Annotated in this window: 17 protein-coding genes; 7 read left to right on the forward strand and 10 right to left on the reverse strand. The window is 76.1% G+C overall.

The annotated features are described in order from the left end of the window. The first annotated feature begins 53 nt into the window (after positions 1 to 53). The gene (locus ABZ495_RS06510) at positions 54 to 2261 is read left to right on the forward strand and encodes a TnsA endonuclease N-terminal domain-containing protein (protein WP_359834725.1); all 2208 of its coding nucleotides are present in this window, start codon (positions 54 to 56) and stop codon (positions 2259 to 2261) included. 268 nt (positions 2262 to 2529) lie between these two features. Here ABZ495_RS06510 and ABZ495_RS06515 read toward each other — a convergent pair whose 3' ends face one another. The 7 genes from ABZ495_RS06515 to ABZ495_RS06545 form a co-directional block, all read right to left on the reverse strand. Then, positions 2530 to 2913: a VOC family protein gene (locus ABZ495_RS06515; protein ID WP_329491376.1), complete on the reverse strand. Its 384-nt coding sequence runs from the start codon at positions 2911 to 2913 to the stop codon at positions 2530 to 2532. Between the two features lie 127 nt (positions 2914 to 3040). Further along, a complete protein-coding gene (locus ABZ495_RS06520; RefSeq protein WP_359834727.1) occupies positions 3041 to 4000 on the reverse strand; it encodes an STM4011 family radical SAM protein in 960 nt (319 codons plus the stop codon). After that, positions 3997 to 5331, reverse strand: a complete 1335-nt coding sequence (locus ABZ495_RS06525; RefSeq protein ID WP_359834729.1) for an STM4012 family radical SAM protein — start codon at positions 5329 to 5331, stop codon at positions 3997 to 3999. Before ABZ495_RS06525 ends, ABZ495_RS06520 begins: the two co-directional genes overlap by 4 nt. Then, positions 5328 to 6227, reverse strand: coding sequence for an STM4013/SEN3800 family hydrolase (locus ABZ495_RS06530; RefSeq protein ID WP_359834789.1), 900 nt, complete (start codon positions 6225 to 6227; stop codon positions 5328 to 5330). The genes ABZ495_RS06525 and ABZ495_RS06530 overlap by 4 nt, the downstream gene beginning before the upstream one ends. An 83-nt stretch (positions 6228 to 6310) precedes the next feature. Beyond that, the gene (locus tag ABZ495_RS06535; RefSeq protein WP_359834731.1) at positions 6311 to 7588 is read right to left on the reverse strand and encodes an STM4014 family protein; all 1278 of its coding nucleotides are present in this window, start codon (positions 7586 to 7588) and stop codon (positions 6311 to 6313) included. A gap of 15 nt (positions 7589 to 7603) precedes the next feature. Then, complete coding sequence (locus ABZ495_RS06540) at positions 7604 to 8545, reverse strand: STM4015 family protein (protein WP_359834733.1); 942 nt, start codon at positions 8543 to 8545, stop codon at positions 7604 to 7606. A 104-nt stretch (positions 8546 to 8649) separates the two neighbouring features. After that, positions 8650 to 9603: an STM4015 family protein gene (locus tag ABZ495_RS06545; protein ID WP_359804669.1), complete on the reverse strand. Its 954-nt coding sequence runs from the start codon at positions 9601 to 9603 to the stop codon at positions 8650 to 8652. 154 nt (positions 9604 to 9757) lie between these two features. Here ABZ495_RS06545 and ABZ495_RS06550 point away from each other — a divergent pair, with 154 nt between their 5' ends. The 3 genes from ABZ495_RS06550 (at position 9758) to ABZ495_RS06560 (ending at position 11964) form a co-directional block, all read left to right on the forward strand. Beyond that, entirely contained in the window at positions 9758 to 10084 is a 327-nt protein-coding gene (locus tag ABZ495_RS06550; RefSeq protein WP_359834735.1) for a hypothetical protein, read from the forward strand. Between the two features lie 127 nt (positions 10085 to 10211). Then, a complete protein-coding gene (locus tag ABZ495_RS06555) occupies positions 10212 to 11330 on the forward strand; it encodes a DUF6745 domain-containing protein (protein WP_359834737.1) in 1119 nt (372 codons plus the stop codon). 52 nt (positions 11331 to 11382) lie between these two features. Continuing rightward, positions 11383 to 11964, forward strand: coding sequence for a MepB family protein (locus tag ABZ495_RS06560; RefSeq protein WP_359834740.1), 582 nt, complete (start codon positions 11383 to 11385; stop codon positions 11962 to 11964). Between the two features lie 42 nt (positions 11965 to 12006). Here the strand turns inward: ABZ495_RS06560 and ABZ495_RS06565 are convergent, their stop codons facing one another. Further along, positions 12007 to 12873, reverse strand: a complete 867-nt coding sequence (locus ABZ495_RS06565; protein WP_359834743.1) for an NAD(P)H-binding protein — start codon at positions 12871 to 12873, stop codon at positions 12007 to 12009. A 158-nt stretch (positions 12874 to 13031) separates the two neighbouring features. Here ABZ495_RS06565 and ABZ495_RS06570 point away from each other — a divergent pair, with 158 nt between their 5' ends. Next, complete coding sequence (locus ABZ495_RS06570; RefSeq protein WP_329491386.1) at positions 13032 to 13421, forward strand: helix-turn-helix domain-containing protein; 390 nt, start codon at positions 13032 to 13034, stop codon at positions 13419 to 13421. Between the two features lie 139 nt (positions 13422 to 13560). Here ABZ495_RS06570 and ABZ495_RS06575 read toward each other — a convergent pair whose 3' ends face one another. Continuing rightward, positions 13561 to 13770, reverse strand: a complete 210-nt coding sequence (locus ABZ495_RS06575) for a hypothetical protein (RefSeq protein WP_359804680.1) — start codon at positions 13768 to 13770, stop codon at positions 13561 to 13563. A 219-nt stretch (positions 13771 to 13989) separates the two neighbouring features. Then, positions 13990 to 15441: a phosphatase PAP2 family protein gene (locus ABZ495_RS06580; protein WP_359804682.1), complete on the reverse strand. Its 1452-nt coding sequence runs from the start codon at positions 15439 to 15441 to the stop codon at positions 13990 to 13992. Positions 15442 to 15593: 152 nt separating this feature from the next. Between ABZ495_RS06580 and ABZ495_RS06585 the strand changes: the two genes are divergently transcribed. Beyond that, a complete protein-coding gene (locus tag ABZ495_RS06585; RefSeq protein WP_352290746.1) occupies positions 15594 to 16238 on the forward strand; it encodes a lysophospholipid acyltransferase family protein in 645 nt (214 codons plus the stop codon). A 598-nt stretch (positions 16239 to 16836) separates the two neighbouring features. Beyond that, positions 16837 to 17595 (forward strand): class I SAM-dependent methyltransferase, encoded by a 759-nt coding sequence (locus ABZ495_RS06590; RefSeq protein ID WP_359804686.1) that lies wholly within the window; start codon positions 16837 to 16839, stop codon positions 17593 to 17595. Positions 17596 to 17612 lie beyond the last annotated feature (17 nt).

Below are 17612 nucleotides of genomic sequence, written 5' to 3' on the forward strand. Positions count from 1 at the left end.
GTCGGTGGCGGCGGGCATACTGGATCCCTCGTGAACGAACCCGGGGGGGGAACGTGGAGGGTCCGGCACCCGCGTCGCGGCAGGGCCGCGCGTGGAGCGACGAGGAGACCGGGCGGCTTGTCGACGGCGTTCGGGAGGGTTTCGACCTGTCCGAACTGGCCGGGCGGCACGGCCGGACGACCGGGGCCATCGGCGCCCGGCTGGCCCGCCTCGTGCCCGAGGCCGAGCTGGTCGAGGACAGTCCGGCTTCCGGCGGCGGACCGGCCTCCGGTGTCGCGCTGGTCGGCAGCGCCGAGCTGGAGTGGCTCCGAGCGCGCCTGGCCGCCGACCCGGACTATCCGTGGCGGAGCGTGTTCGACGCGCGCCGCCGTCCCCCACGCGGGCTGCGCCGGCGACGGGCCGCCGGTCACGCTCCGGCGGCCACCCCCGGGGAGCCGGCCCCGGCCGGGCCCACGCGCGGCGAGCCCGCCGCCGGGCCGCAGTGGTCGGCCCGGCTCGATGACGTGCGGGCCGAGTGGGAGCGGACGATCGGGCACCGGCTGCGGGCCGAGCGCCGGGCGGAGTTCGTCGCGCGTCCGGTCGTGGCGGACCTGGCGGTCGTAGCCGCCCCGCTGCGGCAGGCGGCCGCCCGACGGCTGTGGGAGGGCGAGGCGCGTCTGCTGCTGGACGACTGGCTCCTGGAGTGCCTCTGCCCCGGGGCGTCGAGGCTGACGACCGACTGGGCGCCGATCGCCGAGCGCGACCCCGACACGGTGCTGCTGCTCCGCGAGCTGGCCGCCGCCGCGGCGGCGGAGATACCCGCAGGGCGGAGCCGCGAGATCGTCTGCCGCCGCCTCGGGCTGCACGACGGACCGGCCGAGTCGTTGGCGGCGGTGGGGGAGGTGTTCGGGATCTCGCGGGAGCGGGTCCGCCAGCTCCAGGTGAAGGCGGTGCGCGGCATGGCGAGCACCGCCGCGCCGGCGACCCGGAGCCTGCGGACCCTGCTCGCCGGGCTGAGCCGGGTCGATGATCCACCGTGCCCCGACGGTTCGCCCGCCGGGGACGGGCCGGATCCGCTCGACGGCTCCCGGACCGCCGGTGCAGCGGTGGCGGACCCCCCGGCGTCGGCCCGACTGCTCGACCTCGCGGAGGTGCTGCTGCCGGCGGTCCCGGTGCGGCAGGCCGCGCTGGTGATCGCCCAACTGGCCGGCGCTCGGAAGCTGCGCGCGGAGAACCTGGCAGCCGAGGCCGTGACCGTGCGCGCCCTTCGCCACGACGCCGCGCGTCGCGAACTGTCACGGCAGGGGCGGATCGAACGCGCCGCCCGACGCTGGGCCGCACTGGAGGCCGAAGTCAGCTGGTTCGGGGCGCCCCAGCCCGCCCCGCCGCGCGGGGAGCTGGCGGCCCTGCGGGACACGGCCGGGGAGGACGGGCGCTCCGGGTCCTGGCACTGCCCCAAGCTGGGCCGCGAGGTCGCCTACGAGTCGGAGACCGAGTGGCGGGTCGTCCAACTGCTCAGCTTCGCCCCGCAGATCGCGTACTACCAGGAACAGCCCCTGGCCATCGGCTACGATTTCGACGGTCGCCGGCGCACCTACTACCCGGACCTCCTCGTGGCCACCACCGACGGGCGCTGCGTCCTGATCGAGGTCAAACCGGTCTACGAGATGGCGACCGCCGTCAACGTCGCCAAGTACCGTGCGGTGGAGGCACTCTGCCGGGCCCGCGGGTGGGGTCTGGTGGCCACCGACGGCTGGAGGACCCGCAGACTCCTGGAGGACCGCCCGGTCGACGGCCGGTTGGAGGCCGCGCTGGACGAAGCGCTGGCGAGGGGCGGCGAACTGACCTGGCATCAGGTCAGGGCTGCCGCAGGGGCCCTGCCACTGAAGTCGCTGGACCTCGCCGCGCTGGTGCTCCGGCGCGGCTGGGTCTGGCGCACCCACCCCTACCGGCTGCGGGGCGGCGCACCGGCGAGCGTTCCCGCCCCGCTGTCGGATCCGGCTCCGGCATCGGATTTCACTCCGGTGTCCGCCCCCGCCCCGGACGCCCCCGCCCCGGACGCCCCCGCGCCTTCGCCGCCGTCGCCGGGGACGGAGCCGATCCCCCTCTTTCCGGAGGTGTCCCCACAGCCGAGGGTCGTGCCCTCCCCGGCGGAGGTCGAGGCGGCCCGAACGGCGGCAGGCGGCTGGACCCGGGCCCAGCTCGCCGCCTGGGGAGTGGCCTGGCCGGCCCCGAAGGGGTGGAAGCAGCGCCTGGCGCAGGAATGGGCGGCCGGTAGGTAGCACCGGTGCGGTCCCCCGTGCGCCCGGGGCGGCGCGCCGGGTCCGCCCGGGTCCGCCCGGGCGGGTACGCCGGACCTCGTGGCCCCGGTGCCGGCAGTCGGCGGTACCGGCGCCATGGCACGGGCCCGGCCGCCTCGCCGGAGCCGGTCCACCGGCGAGGCGGCTGCGGCATGCCGACACCCGCGCCACCGTGGCGGTAGTGCCCGGCACGGTGGTACGAGCCGACGGTGCGGGCCGGGGGGCGGGTGCTACCCGGCGGCCCGTGCGCTCACGCGGTCCGCTCGTTCAGGCAGATGATGTTCCCTTCGCTGTCCTTGAACCAGGCCGCGCGCATGCCCTCGGCCTCCACGACGCCGTCGACGGTCTTCAGACCTGGCATGTCGTACTCCTCGAAGGTGACCCCGCGGCCGCGCAGCGTCGCCATCTCGCCGTCGAGGTCGGGGACCTTGAAGCTGGCCAGCGTGTGCGCGGCCTGCCCGGCGCTCGGCGTCTCGTACATGCCGAACTCCGTGCCGCCGCACTCGAAGCTGACGTCCTGCTCGTTCTCATCGGTGAGCTTCAGGCCGAGGGTGTCGGTGTAGAAGCGCTTCGCCCGGGCGAGATCCGCCGCCGGGATGATGGCCACCATCGGTGCGTCTCCAAGCATTGCCATCGCCTCCTCCCTCCAGGCTAGATACGCCGGGGCCGATCTGCCCAGGGCCGGCGGCGCCGGAAGCCCGGTGTGCCCGGAGGGTGGCGGGCCGCTACCGCGCGGGCGGTGAGCGGCCGGGTGCGCCGCGTCACCAGGCGTGCGGCACCCGTTCCAGGACGCCTCCGGCGAAGAGGTCGTAGAGCGGCAGGGTCTCCAGGTGCACATAGCCGATGTGGCAGTCGCAGACCGGCAACGGGCAGGGCCGGGAGCGCAGTTGGCGCCGGTACGAGCCGTCGTAGAGGTTGCCCAGAACGCCCCGGACGAAGTGGCAGCGGCGGACGGTGCCGTCGCCGTCCACCGAGAGCACGGACTCCCCGGTGCGGCAGGGGCGACCGGCGCTGGGGTGGGGGTGCCGGCTGTAGCCGAAATACGGGTCGAGCGCCGTCCAGTCGGCGGCCTCGGCGTCGCTGTAGGTGAGCCCCTCGGCGGCGTTGATCCAGAGGTAGACCGCCGGGTCCAGCGCGGCGCGGAGCCGGCGGGCCTCCCCGAGGTGCCCGGGTTGGCCGACCACGCCGACGCTGTACCGCACACCGAGCGCGTCGAGCTCGCGGCACTTGGCGAGGAACCGCCGGTGGTCGACCTGTCCGGGGTGGTACGTCACCCAGAGGGCCAGCGTGTCGGGGTCGGCCTCGGCGAGCCAGCCGGTTCGGCAGCTGAGGTTGGTCTGGATCGCCACCCGGCGCACGTGCGGCAGCCGGCTCAACTCGACCAGCGCCCGCCGGTACCAGGACCGCACCAGGCCCTCGCCCCAGGGCGTGAAGAGCACGGACAGCGTGTCGCCGGTACCGGCCCGTCCGGCGGCCCAGCCGGTGAACCGCTCCAGCGCCGCCCGGTCGGCCCGCAACTGCTCCGGCGTGTCACGCCGCTTGGCGAACGGGCAGTACGGGCAGTCGTAGTCGCAGGAGGACAGCGGGCCCCGGTAGAGCAGGGTGAGGTCGACCCCGCCGTCGTCCGGCGCGGGCCGGGAGGCCGCCGCCGGTACGAGGTCGGGGCCGGACCGGGCGTCGCCGGTGGCCGGCCGGGGCGCGGGCATGCCGAGGAAGGTCATTTCGCCTCGTACTCGGCCATCAGCCGGTGGACCTCGGGCGAGAACAGCATCGGACCGGCCGCGTCCGAGTGCGCCAGCCCCTCCGGCGAGAGCATCAGGCGCAGCTCGTCCCGCGCCAGCCAGCCCCGGGCCTCGAACGCGGCCAGCTCGGCCGGGAAGTCCTCGAGGGGCGTGCTGCCGAACCGGGCGCGGTAGTCCGCCAGCGGCATGCCCTCGGCCTGGAGAAGCGACTGGACGAGGTGACGCCGGCGGGCCTCCTCCGGCGTCATGTACCGGCCGACCTCGGCGTGCCGGAAGTCGGTGGTGGCCACGTAGTCGTCGATGATGCCGCGCACCTCGGTGGCGTTCACCGCGTAGTCGAAGGAGTAGTGCAGCCGCGAGGTGTAGGAGCGGGCCCCGCAGCCGAGGCCGACCATGCCGTCGGTCTGGCAGGCGTACTCGCCGCTCCCGGCCTGCGGGGAGGCGGCGCGGCGGAACATCCGCATCGACACCTGCTGATAGCCCCGGGCGAGCAGGTGGTCCCGGCCGGCCCGGTAGAGCGCGAGCCGGCGGGCGTCCCAGGCGGCCGGGCTCTCCTGCTCGCCGCGCCGGGCCAGGCCGGTCAGCGGCCGGACGTACAGCGGGTAGAGGTACAGCTCCTCGGGCTCCCAGGCCAGCGCGGCGTCCAGCGAGCGCAGCCAGCCGGTCTCGGTCTGGCCGTCGATGCCGTAGATGAGGTCGATGTTGAGGACGGGGAACCCGGCGGCGCGGATCCGCCCCAGGGCGGCCTCGACCTCCGCGCGCTTCTGCGGGCGGACGGCGGAGCGGGCCTCCTCGTCGAGGAACGACTGCACGCCCAGGCTCAGCCGGGTGGCGCCGCGGGCGGCCAGCACCTCCAGGCGGTCGGCCGTGGCGGTGGCGGGGGAGGCCTCGACGGAGAGCGGGACCGCCCGCAGGTCGACGCCCGTCCGCCGCTCGGCGATGTCGCAGAGCCGCTCCAGCTCGCCGGCGGTGAGGTAGGTGGGTGTGCCGCCGCCGAACGCCGCCAGCGCGAACCGGGCGCCGTCGTCCAGGGCCTCGCGGACGGTGGCGGCCTGGCGGTCGAGCGCGTCCAGGTAGGCGGTGGTCAGCCCTTCGGGGCTGCCGATCCGGGTGAACAGGTTGCAGAAGCCGCAGCGGACCTCGCAGAACGGGATGTGCAGGTAGAGCGAGAGCGCGTGCTGCGGCTCGCCGGCCCACAGCTCGCGCAGCGCGGGACGCTCCGGCAGCCGCCGGTAGGCGGTCTTGTGCGGGTAGGCGTAGACGTACGACCGGTAGGGCGAATCGGTCGTGGGGGCCGCGGCCGTGGTCATGCGGTCTCCTCGGCGGTGGCGGTGGCGGTGGCGGTGGCGGTGGCGGTGGCAGTGGCTGTCGGGCGGGTGGCTGCGGTCGGGGCGGGTGCCGGGCGGGCCGGGAGGGTGAAGTGCGCGTACGGCACCGTCCAGACCACCTCGTGGCCGATCCGGTGGCCGGTGTATCCGTCCTCGCCGTACGCCGTGCCGTGGTCGGAGCAGACGATCGCGAAGCACGGCCGGCGGGCGCTCATCGCCGCGAAGAGCCGGCCGATGTGGGCGTCCACGTACTCCAGGGCGGCGGCGTGGCTCTCCCGGGAGTCCCCGTCCTCGCGGGTACCGCCCGGCAGGTGGAACCAGTTGGGCTGGTGCAGCGCCGAGACGTTGAGGAACAGGAACAGCGGCTGCCCGGCCGGCTGTTCGGCGGCGACCTGCTCGGCCCTGGCGACCTGCGCCTCGAAGGAGGTGGGGGAGGGGACGCCCATCTCCGGCGACCAGTGGCTCTCCTGGAACAGCCCGGGCAGCACCGAGCCGAGCGGGCCCTGCTTGTTGAAGAAGCCGACGCCGCCGATGCAGACCGTCCGGTACCCGTGCCCGGCGAGCGCGCCCGGCAGGTCGGGCGCGTCGAACACCCAGGTGCGCGGAGCGGTGCTCTCCGACCCGGCGAAGCGGGCGGCGAACAGCCGCGGGTGCGGACCGCCCGGAGCGGCGGGGGTGGGCAGGAAACCGGCCAGGATCGCCTGGTGCGCGGCGTAGGTGAAGCTGCCCGGGGAGTGTCGGCGCTCCCAGCGGCCACCGGGGAGGACGGCGGCGAGGTGCGGGATCCGGCCGGCCGCGGCCAGCTCCTCGGCGACGTCGAACCGCAGGGTGTCCAGGGTGACGAGGAGCAGGTCGTGGGTGCCCACGACGGCGTTCATGTCGGGCGCGGCGGCGGCCGTCGGCGGTGTCGGCGGTGTCGGCGGCGCGGCCGGCGCGGGCGCCCGGTGGTCGTGCTGGTGGTTCATCGCGTGGGTTCCATCGGTTCCGTCGTCGGTGCGTCGTTCCTGGGCCCGGGCCGGTGGCCCGGGTGTCGTAGCGCGGAGATCTGGGCGGCGTAGGTGTCCAGGCCCTCGGCCGGGCCGCCGGGCAGGCCGGTCAGGTTCGGCAGGAGGTCGCCGAAGGCGTTCACCTCGCCGACCACGGCCCGGCGCCACCCGGCGGTGGGCAGGACGTCGACGCCGACCATCGGTGAACCGGGGAAGCAGGCCGCCGCCCGCTCGGCCGTCTCCAGCAGGCCCGGCCAGGCGCGGCCGGCGGCCTGCTGCGCCACGGCGAGGCTGCCGCGGGCGCCGCCGAGGTGGAGGTTGGTCATCGGCTGTGCGCTGGTGCGCACCACCACGTGGGTGGCCCGCCCGGCGATCACCACCACCCTGAGGTCGGCCGAGCGGCCCGCCTGGGCGGCCTTCGGGATCCACTGCTCGACGTGCAGCCCGTCCGGTGCCAGGCGGTCGACCAGCTCGGCCGCCTCCCGCTCGTCCCGGTAGCGGCGGACCCGCAGCGAATTGTGCAGCTGCCCGCCGGCCAGCTCGACCGAGGTGGTGGCGAGCACCTGCCCGCGCGGGCCGAACTCCAGCGCCACCACGCCGGACGCGGAGGAGCCGTGCGCGGGTTTGACGAAGACCCGCCGCAGCCCGGCGGCCCGCAGCCGCTCCCGGAGGTCCGCCCAGCCGGTGATCCCGGCGCCGTCGAGCGCGCGCGGCACCGGCACCCCGGCGCCCGCCAGCAGTGCGTGCGCCCGCCGTTTGTCGAACATCACGGCGATCTCCTCAGGATCGCCGAGCAGCCGCACCCCCGGCACCCGGGCCACCGCGCGCAGGGCGTCCACCACCCCCGTGTACCAGGCCGCGCCGCCCTCCACCCTGGTCGGCGCGTACGAGGGGCCGAGGGCCGGGCCGCGCAGCAGCTCGTCCACGGCCGGGTCCTCGCCGGGCGACTCGATCCGCAGCAGGCTCCCCGCGGGCACGACGAACCGGCCGCGCAGGACGTCGATCCAGGGCAGCACGACCGGCTCGGGCAGGCCGGCCGCGCGGGCGGCGGCGGCGAACAGCGCCACCCGCCGGTGCCCGGGATTGCCGAGGACGGCCAGCGGCGCGTCCTCCCCGGCACCGGCCGGGGGCGCGGCCGGCCGGAGCGCCTGAGGCCTGGGCGCCTGCGGGGTGGTCGCCTGAGGCATGGGCGCCTGCGGGGTGGCCGCCAAGCGGGAGGCCGGCTGCGGGGAGGCCGTCTGGGGGGTGCTCATCCGGACCGCGCCGGGCTACTCGGCGACCGCGACGTAGCGGTCCTCGGGGTCGTCCTCGTACTCCGCCTCGGCCTCGTCGAGGTCGAGCTCCACCCCCGGCAGGGCTTCGCGCAGCCGCTGCCGGAGCTCCTCGGAGAGGTAGTGGTGGTGCAGGTCGAGCAGCCGAAGATGGGTCAGCGGCTGGCCCTCCAGCAGGGCGGCGGCGCCCTCGTCGGACAGCACGCCCATCGAGAGGTCGAGCACCTCCAGCTGCGCCACGACCGGCGCGTGCGCGACGGCGGCGGCGATCTCGTCCTGGTACTCGCTGTTGGCCAGGGCGAGGTGGCGCAGGGCCGGGAGCCGGGCGCCGTCGAGGAGGGGCGCCAGGTCGTCCACGGTCGAGTCGCCGCCGTACTCGTCCACCCCGAGCCAGAGCTCCAGCCGCTCCAGGGCGGGCAGTTCGGAGCCGGCCACGGCCCGCACCACCGTGCCGGGCAGCCCGCCGGCCTCGAACCGCAGGGCCTTCAGCCGGTCGTGCCGGAACGGCGCGAGCGCCAGCCCGCCGCCACCGCGCACCACCAGCTCGGTGAGCCGGGGGAAGGCCGCCGCCACCACGGTGACGTCGGACATCTCCAGCCAGGAGATCTCGCACTCCTCGGACGTCACGTCGGCGACGAAGAGCGCTTCGAGGGCGGGGAGCCGCGCGGCGTCACCGACGAGCCGGGCCAGGGCGTCGGTCACCGGCCCGTAGCCGTCCGTCCACCAGGGGCCGATCAGCAGCGCCCGGACCTCGTCCGGGTCCACCGTGTCGAGGAAGGTGTTCCAGAGCGCGTCGAAGCCGGTGTCCGCGCCGTAGGGCACGGCGAGCCGCCACGCGGCGGCGCCCGGCGCCGGCCGGTCGCCCGTGGCACCGGCCTCGCCGGAGAACTCCACCACGGGGAGCCCGTGGAACTCCCGCTGGTGCTGGTAGGCGTGCATACGGTCCCCTGTGCTGCGTGCGCTGCCGGTGAGCGGCAGGTGGTGAGTGGTGGGCGGCGAGCGGCGAGCGGTGAGCGGTGAAGGTGTGGCGGGGCGGTGCCCGGCTATTCGGCGACCGCGACGTAGCGCCACCGGTCGTCCGGGCTCCCGGCCTCGGAGAGGTCGAGGGCCACCCCGGGCAGGGCCTCCCGGAGCCGTTCCTGGAGCGCGTCGGTGAGGTAGTGGTGGTGCAGGTCGAGGGCCCGCAGATGGGTGAGCGGCTGGCCCTCCAGCAGGGCGGTGGCGCCCTGGTCGGTCAGGACGCCCATCGAGAGGTTGAGCGAGTCGAGCCGGGCGACGACCGGGGCGTGCGCGACGGCGGCGGCGATCTCGTCCTGGATCTCGCTGTTCTGCAGGCCGAGGTGGCGCAGCGCCGGGAACCGGGCGCCGTCGAGGAAGGGCGCCAGGTCGTCGAGGGAGGAGTCGCCGCCGTAGTTCTCGACCCCGAGCCAGAACTCCAGCCGCTCCAGCGCGGGGAAGTCGCTGGACGCGACCGCCCGCAGCACCGCGGCGGGCAGACCGCCCGACTCGAACCGCAGGGCCTTCAGGTGCTCGTGACGCAGCGCCTGGAGGGCGATCCCGTCGTCCTCGACCATGGAGCCCGCGGCGCCGCGCACCACCAGCTCGGCGAGCAGCGGGTACGTCGTCAGCACCGGCGTCACGTCGACCATGTTGATCCAGGAGATCTCGTTCTCCTCGTACGTGATGTCGCCGATGAACAGGGCGCGCAGGGCCGGCAGCCGGTCGGCGGCGGCGAGGATCGCGGCCAGCGGCCCGGTGAAGCTCTCCGGCCCGTCGGAGGACCACTCGCCGACCACCACGGCGGTGACCCGCTCGGTGTCGACCGCGTCGAGGAACTGCTGCCAGCGCTCGACGAACGACGTGGGCGAGTCGAACTCGATGCCGACCTTCCAGGCGACCGCCGCCGCCTCGGGCAGGGCGGTGCCGTCCTCGACCGCCTGGACGAAGTCGAGGACCGGGAGGCCGTGGAACTCTTCGATGTGCTTGCCGACCGTCATGCGCTGCTCCTCCGGGATGCGGGCCGAACAACTGTCTACCAGCCGGGTCCGACAAACCGGTCGCCGGGGCGGACCCGGGCGCGTTTGTCGGACCCCTGTTCTACGTTTCGGACCGTGAGATTCCGACGCCCGTCGGGTCGGTCAGGGAGGACTGATGTATCGCCAGGGTGACGTGCTGATCGTGCCGACGGCGGAGGCCGCGGTGCCCCCGCGGGTGGCGGCGCTGGCCGCGCAGCCCCGGGACGCGCGGGGCCGGCTGGTGCTGGCGCTCGGCGAGGTCACCGGCCACGCGCACGCTGTGGTCGGCCCGGGGGAGCTGCGCCGGGAGGCCGGGCCGTTCGGCGCCGCCTGGCTGCACCTGCCCGAGGGCGGTCGGGTGGTGCACGAGGAGCACGCCGCGATACCGCTGCCCAAGGGCTGGTACCGGGTGGTGCGCCAGCGCGAGTACGTGCCGGGCGCGGTGCGCGTCGTCGCGGACTGACGAGGTCCGGGCGGGCGGGGCCCGCGGGCGGCGAGGCGGGCCGGGGGCCGGCGGCTCCCGGGGTGGTGGCGGTGGACGGAACGAGTGGGTCGGCCGGGCACGGGCCCGGCCGGGACAGGAGCAGGTGATGGTGACGGAGCAGACGGTCGGGCCGGCCGGGGTGACGGCCCGCTGGCGGGCGTGCGCGGCGGCCACCGGGGCGGCCGACCGGGTCGCGGTCGAGCGCGCGGTGCGGGCCGCCTACCGGGCGGCCGGGCTGGCCGAGCCGGCCGAGGTCCGCTGGTTCGGCTCGCCGCCGGCGGCGGCGCAGGCGGCCCTGGAGCTGCGGGCCGCCGGCGCGGTGAGCGTCCGCGAGGCCGTGCGGACGCTGCCGTGGGAGGCCGCCAGGCGGCGGGCCGTGGAGCGGGTCGGGCCGGCCGGGTGGGCGCCGCTCTGGTCCCTGACCGGTGGGGAGATCGGCCCGGTGACCAACGCGCTGGCCGGGCGGATCCGCGACGCGGTGCTCGACCGGCTCGCCCCCGAGCCCGACCTCGACGAGGTCGACCAGCCTGAGGCCGACGTGGCCCGCGCCCGTCGCACCGCCGTCCGGCTGGCGCTGCTGGACGCCGTCCGGGGCCAGCACGACGCGCCGTGGTTCGCCGCCTTCGAGGCGGCCGGCGTGCTCGCCGGTGCACCGGCGGAGCGGGCCGGGATCGACGCGCCGGCCGGGATCGACGCGCTGGCCGAGGTCGCGGGCGAGGCCGGCTGGTGGTGGCCGTACGAGGGCGTGGCCCTGGTCAGCGAGCGGCCGGTCGCGCTGCACCGCGACGAGGCGGGTCGGCTCGACCGGGCCGACGGCCCGGCCCTGGGCTTCGCCGACGGCTTCGCCCTGCACGCCTGGCGCGGCATGCCCGTCCCGGCCGACTTCCTGTCCGGCCTCGGCGGCGTCACGGTCGAGCGGATCCGGACGGAGGAGAACGCCGAGCTGCGCCGCGTCCTGCTGGAGCACTACGGCTACGAGCGGTACCTGGCGGACTCCGGCGCCGAGCCGCTGCACCGCGACGAGACCGGTGTGCTCTGGCGGATCCAACTCCCGGACGACGAGGCGGTGGTGATGGTCGAGGTGGTCAACTCCACCGCCGAGCCGGACGGCACCTTCCGCACCTACTGGCTGCGGGTCCCGCCGAGCACCCGCACGGCCCGGGCCGGGGTCGCCTGGACCTTCGGCATACCCGAGGCGGAGTACCACCCCCGGCGCGAGACCTGAGCGGTCGCCTGCCCGGTCCGGGCGGGCCGGGCGGCTGTGACAGGGTGAAGCCATGGCGACGAACGACGAGCACCCGGCCGGTCCCCGCGCGGGCCGCCTCGAACCGTGGTCGGACACCGACCAGGTCCCCGGCGATCTCCACGGCGATCTCCGTGCGGCGAAGGCGCTCGTCTACGACCCCTGCGGGTTCACCTGCACCCGGCCGGTCCCCGAGGCCGAGAGCGCCGACTACGCCGCCCACGCCTTCACCCTGGACGGCCGCCCGGTCCGCTTCCGCGCGGCCAGGACGACCCCCACCAAGGCCGGCCAGTTCGTCACGGTCTGGAAGAGGTCCCCGGGCGGGCCGATCCAGCCCTTCGACGCCACCGACCCCGTCGACCTCTTCGTCATCGGCACCCGCGACGGTCGCCACGCCGGCCAGTTCGTCCTGCCCATGGACGCCCTCCGCCGGCACGGTGTCGTCGCGGTGGGCGGTTCCGGCGGGAAGCGGGCCTTCCGCGTCTACCCGCCCTGGGTGACCCCCACCAACCGGCAGGCCGGCAGCGCGCAGGCGTGGCAGCTGGAGCACTTCCTGCACCTGCCCGAGGGCGGCCCCGTCGACCTCGCCCGGGCCCGGGAGCTCTACCGGCGGTAGCGACGGCCGGCCGCCCGGCTGCTGGCCGCCCCCGACGGCCGGTCACTCGGCGGGGCTCGTCCGGTGGAAGGCGGCGGCGTTGCGCCGGGCCCAGTCGGCGAAGGTGCCGGCGGGGCGGCCGAGCAGGCGTTCCACGTCCGGGCTGACCTGCCGTTCGGCGTCGGTCGGCGCGCCGAGGATGTCGAGCGTGCCGTCGGCCACGTGCTCCGGCATGAAGGCCAGGAGGTGCGCCCGGGCGGCCTCGCGGCTCAGCTCGACGAAGGCGAGCGGCGCGCCGGTCGCCTCCCCGAGGGCGGCGGCCTGCTCGCGCGGGGAGACCGGCGCGGGCCCGGTCAGCACGTACGTCCGGCCGTGGTGCTGCCCGTCGCCGCGCAGCACGACGGCCGCCACGGCGGCGAGGTCCGCCGGGTCCACGGTCGGCAGGGCCACATCGCCGAACGGTGCCGGCACCGTCCCGCCGGTGCGGACCGGCTCCGCCCAGGCGAAGGCGTTGGAGTGGAAGCCGCTCGGCCGCAGGATCGTCCAGTCGAGCCCGGACTCCCGGACGGCCTGCTCGAAGGCCCCCAGTCGGGCGTGCGAGGGCGGCACCGGCCGGGTACCCAGGATCTGGGAGGAGAGCAGCACCACGTGCCGCACACCCGCGGACCTGGCCACGTCGACCAGCGCGGCCGGGCTCTCACCGCCCGTCAGCAGCTCGCCGGAGAGGAGGAGGAACAGCGCCTCCGCGCCGTCCAGGGCGGTCCGCAGGCTCTCCGCGTCCGCGAGGTCGGCGCGGTGGTGCCGCACGCCGTCCGGCAGGGTGGCGTCCGCCGGCCGCCGGGACACCGCCGTCACCTGCTCGCCCGCCGCCGCCAGCGCCTGCACCAGCGGTCGTCCGACCTTGCCCGTCGCACCCGTCACCACGATCATGTCCGTCCCCGTCCTTCGCACTTGGTAGTCGTCAATTCCCCCTGTTTACAGGGGAGTTACGGCCACCTGAGGGGATCCCCCGGTGGCGACAGGACGACGCTAACAGCCTGCGTACAGTAGGTACCTAGAGGAAAGTGACCCGGCTCGGAGGGGGCGGCATGAGCGAGATGGCCTGGGCGGCGGACGGAACGACCGATCCGGTGCGGGCGTGCCCGATCGGCCCGGTGGTCGACCTCGTGTTCAGCCGCTGGACCACCCCGGTGCTGTGGACGCTCCATGCGCACGGCCGCCAGCGCTACGTCGAACTGCAGCGGCGGGTGGCGGACATCAGCCCCAAGGTGCTCACCCAGCGGCTGCGCCAGCTGGAACGCGACGGGCTGGTCCGGCGGACGTACCACGCCGAAGTGCCGCCCCGCGTCGAGTACGAGATCACCGAACTCGGTGACAGTCTCGCCCCGCTCTTCGCCACCCTCGCCGACTGGTCCGCCGCCAATCTGGACCGCGTCGCGCAGGCCCGCGAGGAGTACGACAGCGCGCCGCCCCGCTGATCGTCGGTGGATCCGCCGGCGCCGCCATGGCGACCGCGAAGCGGGCCGACGGCACACCACCGCCCGCGCGGGGGGCGCGGGCGGTGGTGGCGGTCCGGGCAGTACCGGTACGGCCCGGTGCCGGGCGGTTCTCGGAGGGTCAGGAGATCTCGTTGCCGTTGAACGAGCCGACCACGTTGTCGCCACCGGTGTTGAAGATGTCGGCCCCGGCGAGCTGGTTGCCGGTGCCGATGACCGTGATGGTCGTGGTGGTCACCTCGGGGCCGTCGGCGAACGCCTGGGTCGGGACGGCGGCGGCGGCGCCGATGGCGGCCAGGAGGACGGCGACGGTGCGGACGGTACGGTACATGGCGTAACCCCTTCGTAGGCTAACTTGCTCTGCACACTAGGGACTCGGGGCGGGCACCGCCGGGGAATGTCACCCGAATGGTGCGCCTTGCGTGTCGCCCCCCGGCCGGGGCCGCGACCTGGCCGCGGCCCCGGCCCGGGGCTTTACCCAGAGCCCGGACCGCGGCCGCGGGCGGCGCCTACGGTGGGCTGCCTCCGGCAGGCCCCACGGCCCCGCGCGCTACGAGGGCGCGGGGCGGTACACCGTCAGGGCGTTCGGCGCCTTGCCCAGCCGCAGGGCACCGGCCGCCGGCACACTCTCGCCGTCCACCGCGATCCGGTCGGCGTCGCCGAGCGAGTCGAGGCCCAGGCCGGTCAGCCGGGCCGAGTGGTAGACCCGCGAACGCGACAGCGTGCCGGAGAGGAAGGCCGCCGCCAGCCTGGTCCGGGCGAACGGGCTGCCGCCGTCCACCACGCGGATGTCCAGCAGGCCGTCGGCCAGGCCGGTCCGCCGGGTGGGGGCGAAGCCCGGCGGGTCGTAGGCGCCGTTGCCCGCGAACAGCAGCCAGAGCCGCCGGCTGCGTCCGCCGGCCTCGACGGTGACCGGTTCGGCACTTCCCAGCGCCCGGGCGACGGCCACCGCCAGGGCCGGCCACTTGCCCAGCCGGCCCTCCAACGACTCGCGGAGCCGGACCAGTTCGGGATACACGCCGAGACTGAAGGTGTTCAGGAAGATCCGCCGCTCGGTGTCGTCGACGGCCAGGCCCAGGTCGACCCCGCAGGCGGAGCCGGCCTCCACGGCGCCCGCCGTCGCCTCCAGCGACTCGATCCCGAGGTCCAGCGCGAAGTGGTTGAGCGTGCCACCGGGGAAGACGGCCAGCGGCAGGTCGCGCTCGACCGCCAGGGAGGCGGCCAGGTTGACACTGCCGTCGCCGCCGCAGACCCCGAGCGCGCCGCCGTCCGCCGCCGCCCGGTCGGCCGCCTCGGCGAGCAGGGCGGGCAGGTCGTCGTCCGGTCCGCAGACCCGCACCTGCGCGCGCGGCAGCAGCGTGTGCAGGACGGCCGCGGTGTCCTCCGGGCCGTCGGCGAGCAACGCCCCGCTCCCCGAACCGCTGTTGACCACTACCGAGAGCCCGGCCCCCTCGGTCAGCGCCGGCGCCGGCCGGGGCGGCGGGCCGGCGAGCGGCGGCCGGTCGTTCGACCGGGGCCACCAGCGAAGCGTCAGGGCCGCCAGCCCCGAACCCAGCGCGAACCCGGCCAGCACGTCTCCGGGGTAGTGCGCGCCGGTGTAGATCCGGGACGCCCCGACGGCGGCCGCCACCGGCGCCACCACGACGCCCAGCAGCGGCGCCTCGATCGCCACGGCCGTCGCGAACGCGGCGGCCGAGGCGGAGTGGCCGGACGGGAAGGAACTCGTCACCGGCTGCCGCAGCAACTGCCGCACCACCGGCACCTGGTCCAGCAACGGGCGCGGACGGCGGGTCAGCTGCTTCGCGGCGATGTTGGCCACGGCCGAGGCCATCGCCAGCGATCCGACCCCGCGCAGCGCCGCCCGCCGCCCGGCCCGGCCGCCGACCGCCCCCAGCACGGCGGCCGTGCCCATCCAGAGCACCCCGTGGTCCGCGGCCCGGCTCAAGCGCCGTAGCCACGGCTGGGCATGGCGCAGGCGCGCCAGCGCCACTCGGTCGAACAAAGCACGGTCCACTGCGTCGAGTCGCCTCATCCGGCGAGCCTAGTCGGGCTCCCGCAGATCTGCGCGGCATTGAGTACGGGTACTCAGGCGTGCCGGGCCGGAACGGCGAACACTGGTGGCAGCTCACCCGCCCACCGGAGGACCCACCAGCCATGCTCAGCCGAACCGCCGCACTCCTCGTCCCCGCCTTCGGCTCCCTGCGGGTGAGCGCCGACCCCGAGGCCGTGCTCGCACCCGGGAGCATCGTCGCCGCCAACCACACCTCGCTCGCCGACCCCGCGATCGTGTTCGCCGCCCTGCACCGCCTCGGCGCGCGACCGGTGGTGCTCGCGACGGCCGGCCTCTGGCGGGTCCCGCTGCTGGGGCGGCTGCTGCGCCACGAGGGGCACATCCCCGTCCACCGCGGCACCGAGCACGCCGCCGACGCCCTGGACCGGGCCGCCGACGCCCTCGCTGCCGGACACCTGGTCCTCATCTACGGCGAGGGCGGCCTGCCGCGCCGTTCCGACTCCGGCGAGCTGGCGCCCGGCCCGTTCCGCAGCGGCCTCGCCCGGCTGGCGGGGGCCACCGGCGCACCGGTGGTCCCGCTCGGCCAGGCGGGCGCCCGCCGCCTGAGCTCCGGCGGCGCGGTCAAGCAGCTCGCCGGCCTCACCACCGCCCCGGCGCGCCGCCCGGCCCTGCACGTCCACCTCGGCGCCCCAGTGCACCTGGACGACGACCTCGCCACCGCGACCGCCACCGCCCACCGCGCCGTCACGGCCGCCTGGGCCACCGCCGCCCGCAACGCCGCCGCCTGACGGGGAGCCGCGACGCACACCGCGTCGACCGGCCTCTGCGTCGAGCGGGCGACCCGACCGGGCGACCCGAGCGGGCCGGTCGGCCCCGGGACCGCAGCCGAGGAATCGGCCCGACGCCGGGCCGCAGCACCCGACCGCGGGGACGTCGCCCCGCCCGGTGACCGGCCGCGCGGACCTGTTCGGCCCCCTCCCACCCCCCCCGACCACCGGAGGGGCCTCCCGGGCGATCAGCACCGGCGAACCCGCCGGCGCTCCACCCGCTGTCCCCCGCGGCTGGGCCGAAGCCCTGCGGCCCGGCCCGCCCGGCGCAGGTGGATCACCGCCACGCACTCCGTCGGCCGCCGGGACACCGGGTGACTCCCCGGCCCGGCCCCGCGCGTCCGCCCCGGGCACCCTGCCGGGCCTGGGCGGCGATCCCGGCTCCGCGACCGCCGACGCTCTCGGGGCGGGGCGGCTCCTGTGTCGCCGATTCCTCCGCCGGCCCCTTCGACGAGGAGGCCGCCGGGCCGCGCCGGGACGGCCGGTGCTCCCCTCGGCAGCGGCCCCGCCTTCGGAAATCCGGTTGGCCGGGCCTGCCCGGGGCCGCGATGATGCGGTTATGTCGCGTACGTTCGAAGAGCTGATTGCCGAGGCCGAGGCCGTGTCCGTCGATGGCTGGGACTTCTCCTGGCTGGACGGGCGGGCCACCGAGCAGCGCCCCTCCTGGGGCTACCAACGCCTGCTGGGGGAGCGGCTGGCGGCGGCCTCGGCGGCGCTGGACATCCAGACGGGCGGCGGCGAGGTGCTGGCCGGCGCCGGTCCCCTGCCGCCCGCGATGGTCGCCACCGAGTCGTGGCCGCCCAACGTGGCCCGGGCGACCGGGCTGCTGCACCCGCTGGGAGCGATCGTGGTCGCGGACCCGGACGAACCCCCGCTGCCCTTCGCCGACGGGGCGTTCGACCTGGTGACCAGCCGTCACCCGGCGACGGTCTGGTGGGCGGAGATCGCCCGCGTGCTGCGGCCCGGTGGTACGTACGTCGCGCAGCACGTCGGCCCGGCCTCGGTGTTCGAGCTGGTCGAGTACTTCCTCGGCCCGCAGCCGGAGGCCCGCCTGGCGCGGCACCCCGACACCGAGAGCGCCGACGCCCGGGCTGCCGGGCTGGAGGTGACGGACCTGCGGTCCGAGCGGCTGCGGATGGAGTTCTTCGACATCGGCGCGGTCGTGTACTTCCTCCGGAAGGTGATCTGGATGGTGCCCGGCTTCACGGTCGCCGCCCATCGCGACCGGCTCCACGACCTGGACCGGCAGATCCGCGCCGAGGGTTCGTTCGTCGCCTACTCCGCACGCTTCCTCATCGAGGCCCGCAAACCGCTGTGACCTCGCGGCCGGGGGGC

This window comes from Kitasatospora sp. NPDC005748 (assembly GCF_040630735.1).
In the GTDB taxonomy this organism is placed as follows: Bacteria; Actinomycetota; Actinomycetes; order Streptomycetales; family Streptomycetaceae; genus Kitasatospora.

Coding starts and splice junctions, on each gene's coding strand:
- ABZ495_RS06515 (WP_329491376.1), bottom strand. CDS start 2,913: ATGGCAATGCTTGGAGACGCACCGATGGTGGCCATCATCCCGGCGGCG.
- ABZ495_RS06520 (WP_359834727.1), bottom strand. CDS start 4,000: ATGACCTTCCTCGGCATGCCCGCGCCCCGGCCGGCCACCGGCGACGCC.
- ABZ495_RS06525 (WP_359834729.1), bottom strand. CDS start 5,331: ATGACCACGGCCGCGGCCCCCACGACCGATTCGCCCTACCGGTCGTAC.
- ABZ495_RS06530 (WP_359834789.1), bottom strand. CDS start 6,227: ATGAACGCCGTCGTGGGCACCCACGACCTGCTCCTCGTCACCCTGGAC.
- ABZ495_RS06535 (WP_359834731.1), bottom strand. CDS start 7,588: ATGAGCACCCCCCAGACGGCCTCCCCGCAGCCGGCCTCCCGCTTGGCG.
- ABZ495_RS06540 (WP_359834733.1), bottom strand. CDS start 8,545: ATGCACGCCTACCAGCACCAGCGGGAGTTCCACGGGCTCCCCGTGGTG.
- ABZ495_RS06545 (WP_359804669.1), bottom strand. CDS start 9,603: ATGACGGTCGGCAAGCACATCGAAGAGTTCCACGGCCTCCCGGTCCTC.
- ABZ495_RS06550 (WP_359834735.1), top strand. CDS start 9,758: ATGTATCGCCAGGGTGACGTGCTGATCGTGCCGACGGCGGAGGCCGCG.
- ABZ495_RS06555 (WP_359834737.1), top strand. CDS start 10,212: ATGGTGACGGAGCAGACGGTCGGGCCGGCCGGGGTGACGGCCCGCTGG.
- ABZ495_RS06560 (WP_359834740.1), top strand. CDS start 11,383: ATGGCGACGAACGACGAGCACCCGGCCGGTCCCCGCGCGGGCCGCCTC.
- ABZ495_RS06565 (WP_359834743.1), bottom strand. CDS start 12,873: ATGATCGTGGTGACGGGTGCGACGGGCAAGGTCGGACGACCGCTGGTG.
- ABZ495_RS06570 (WP_329491386.1), top strand. CDS start 13,032: ATGAGCGAGATGGCCTGGGCGGCGGACGGAACGACCGATCCGGTGCGG.
- ABZ495_RS06575 (WP_359804680.1), bottom strand. CDS start 13,770: ATGTACCGTACCGTCCGCACCGTCGCCGTCCTCCTGGCCGCCATCGGC.
- ABZ495_RS06585 (WP_352290746.1), top strand. CDS start 15,594: ATGCTCAGCCGAACCGCCGCACTCCTCGTCCCCGCCTTCGGCTCCCTG.
- ABZ495_RS06590 (WP_359804686.1), top strand. CDS start 16,837: ATGTCGCGTACGTTCGAAGAGCTGATTGCCGAGGCCGAGGCCGTGTCC.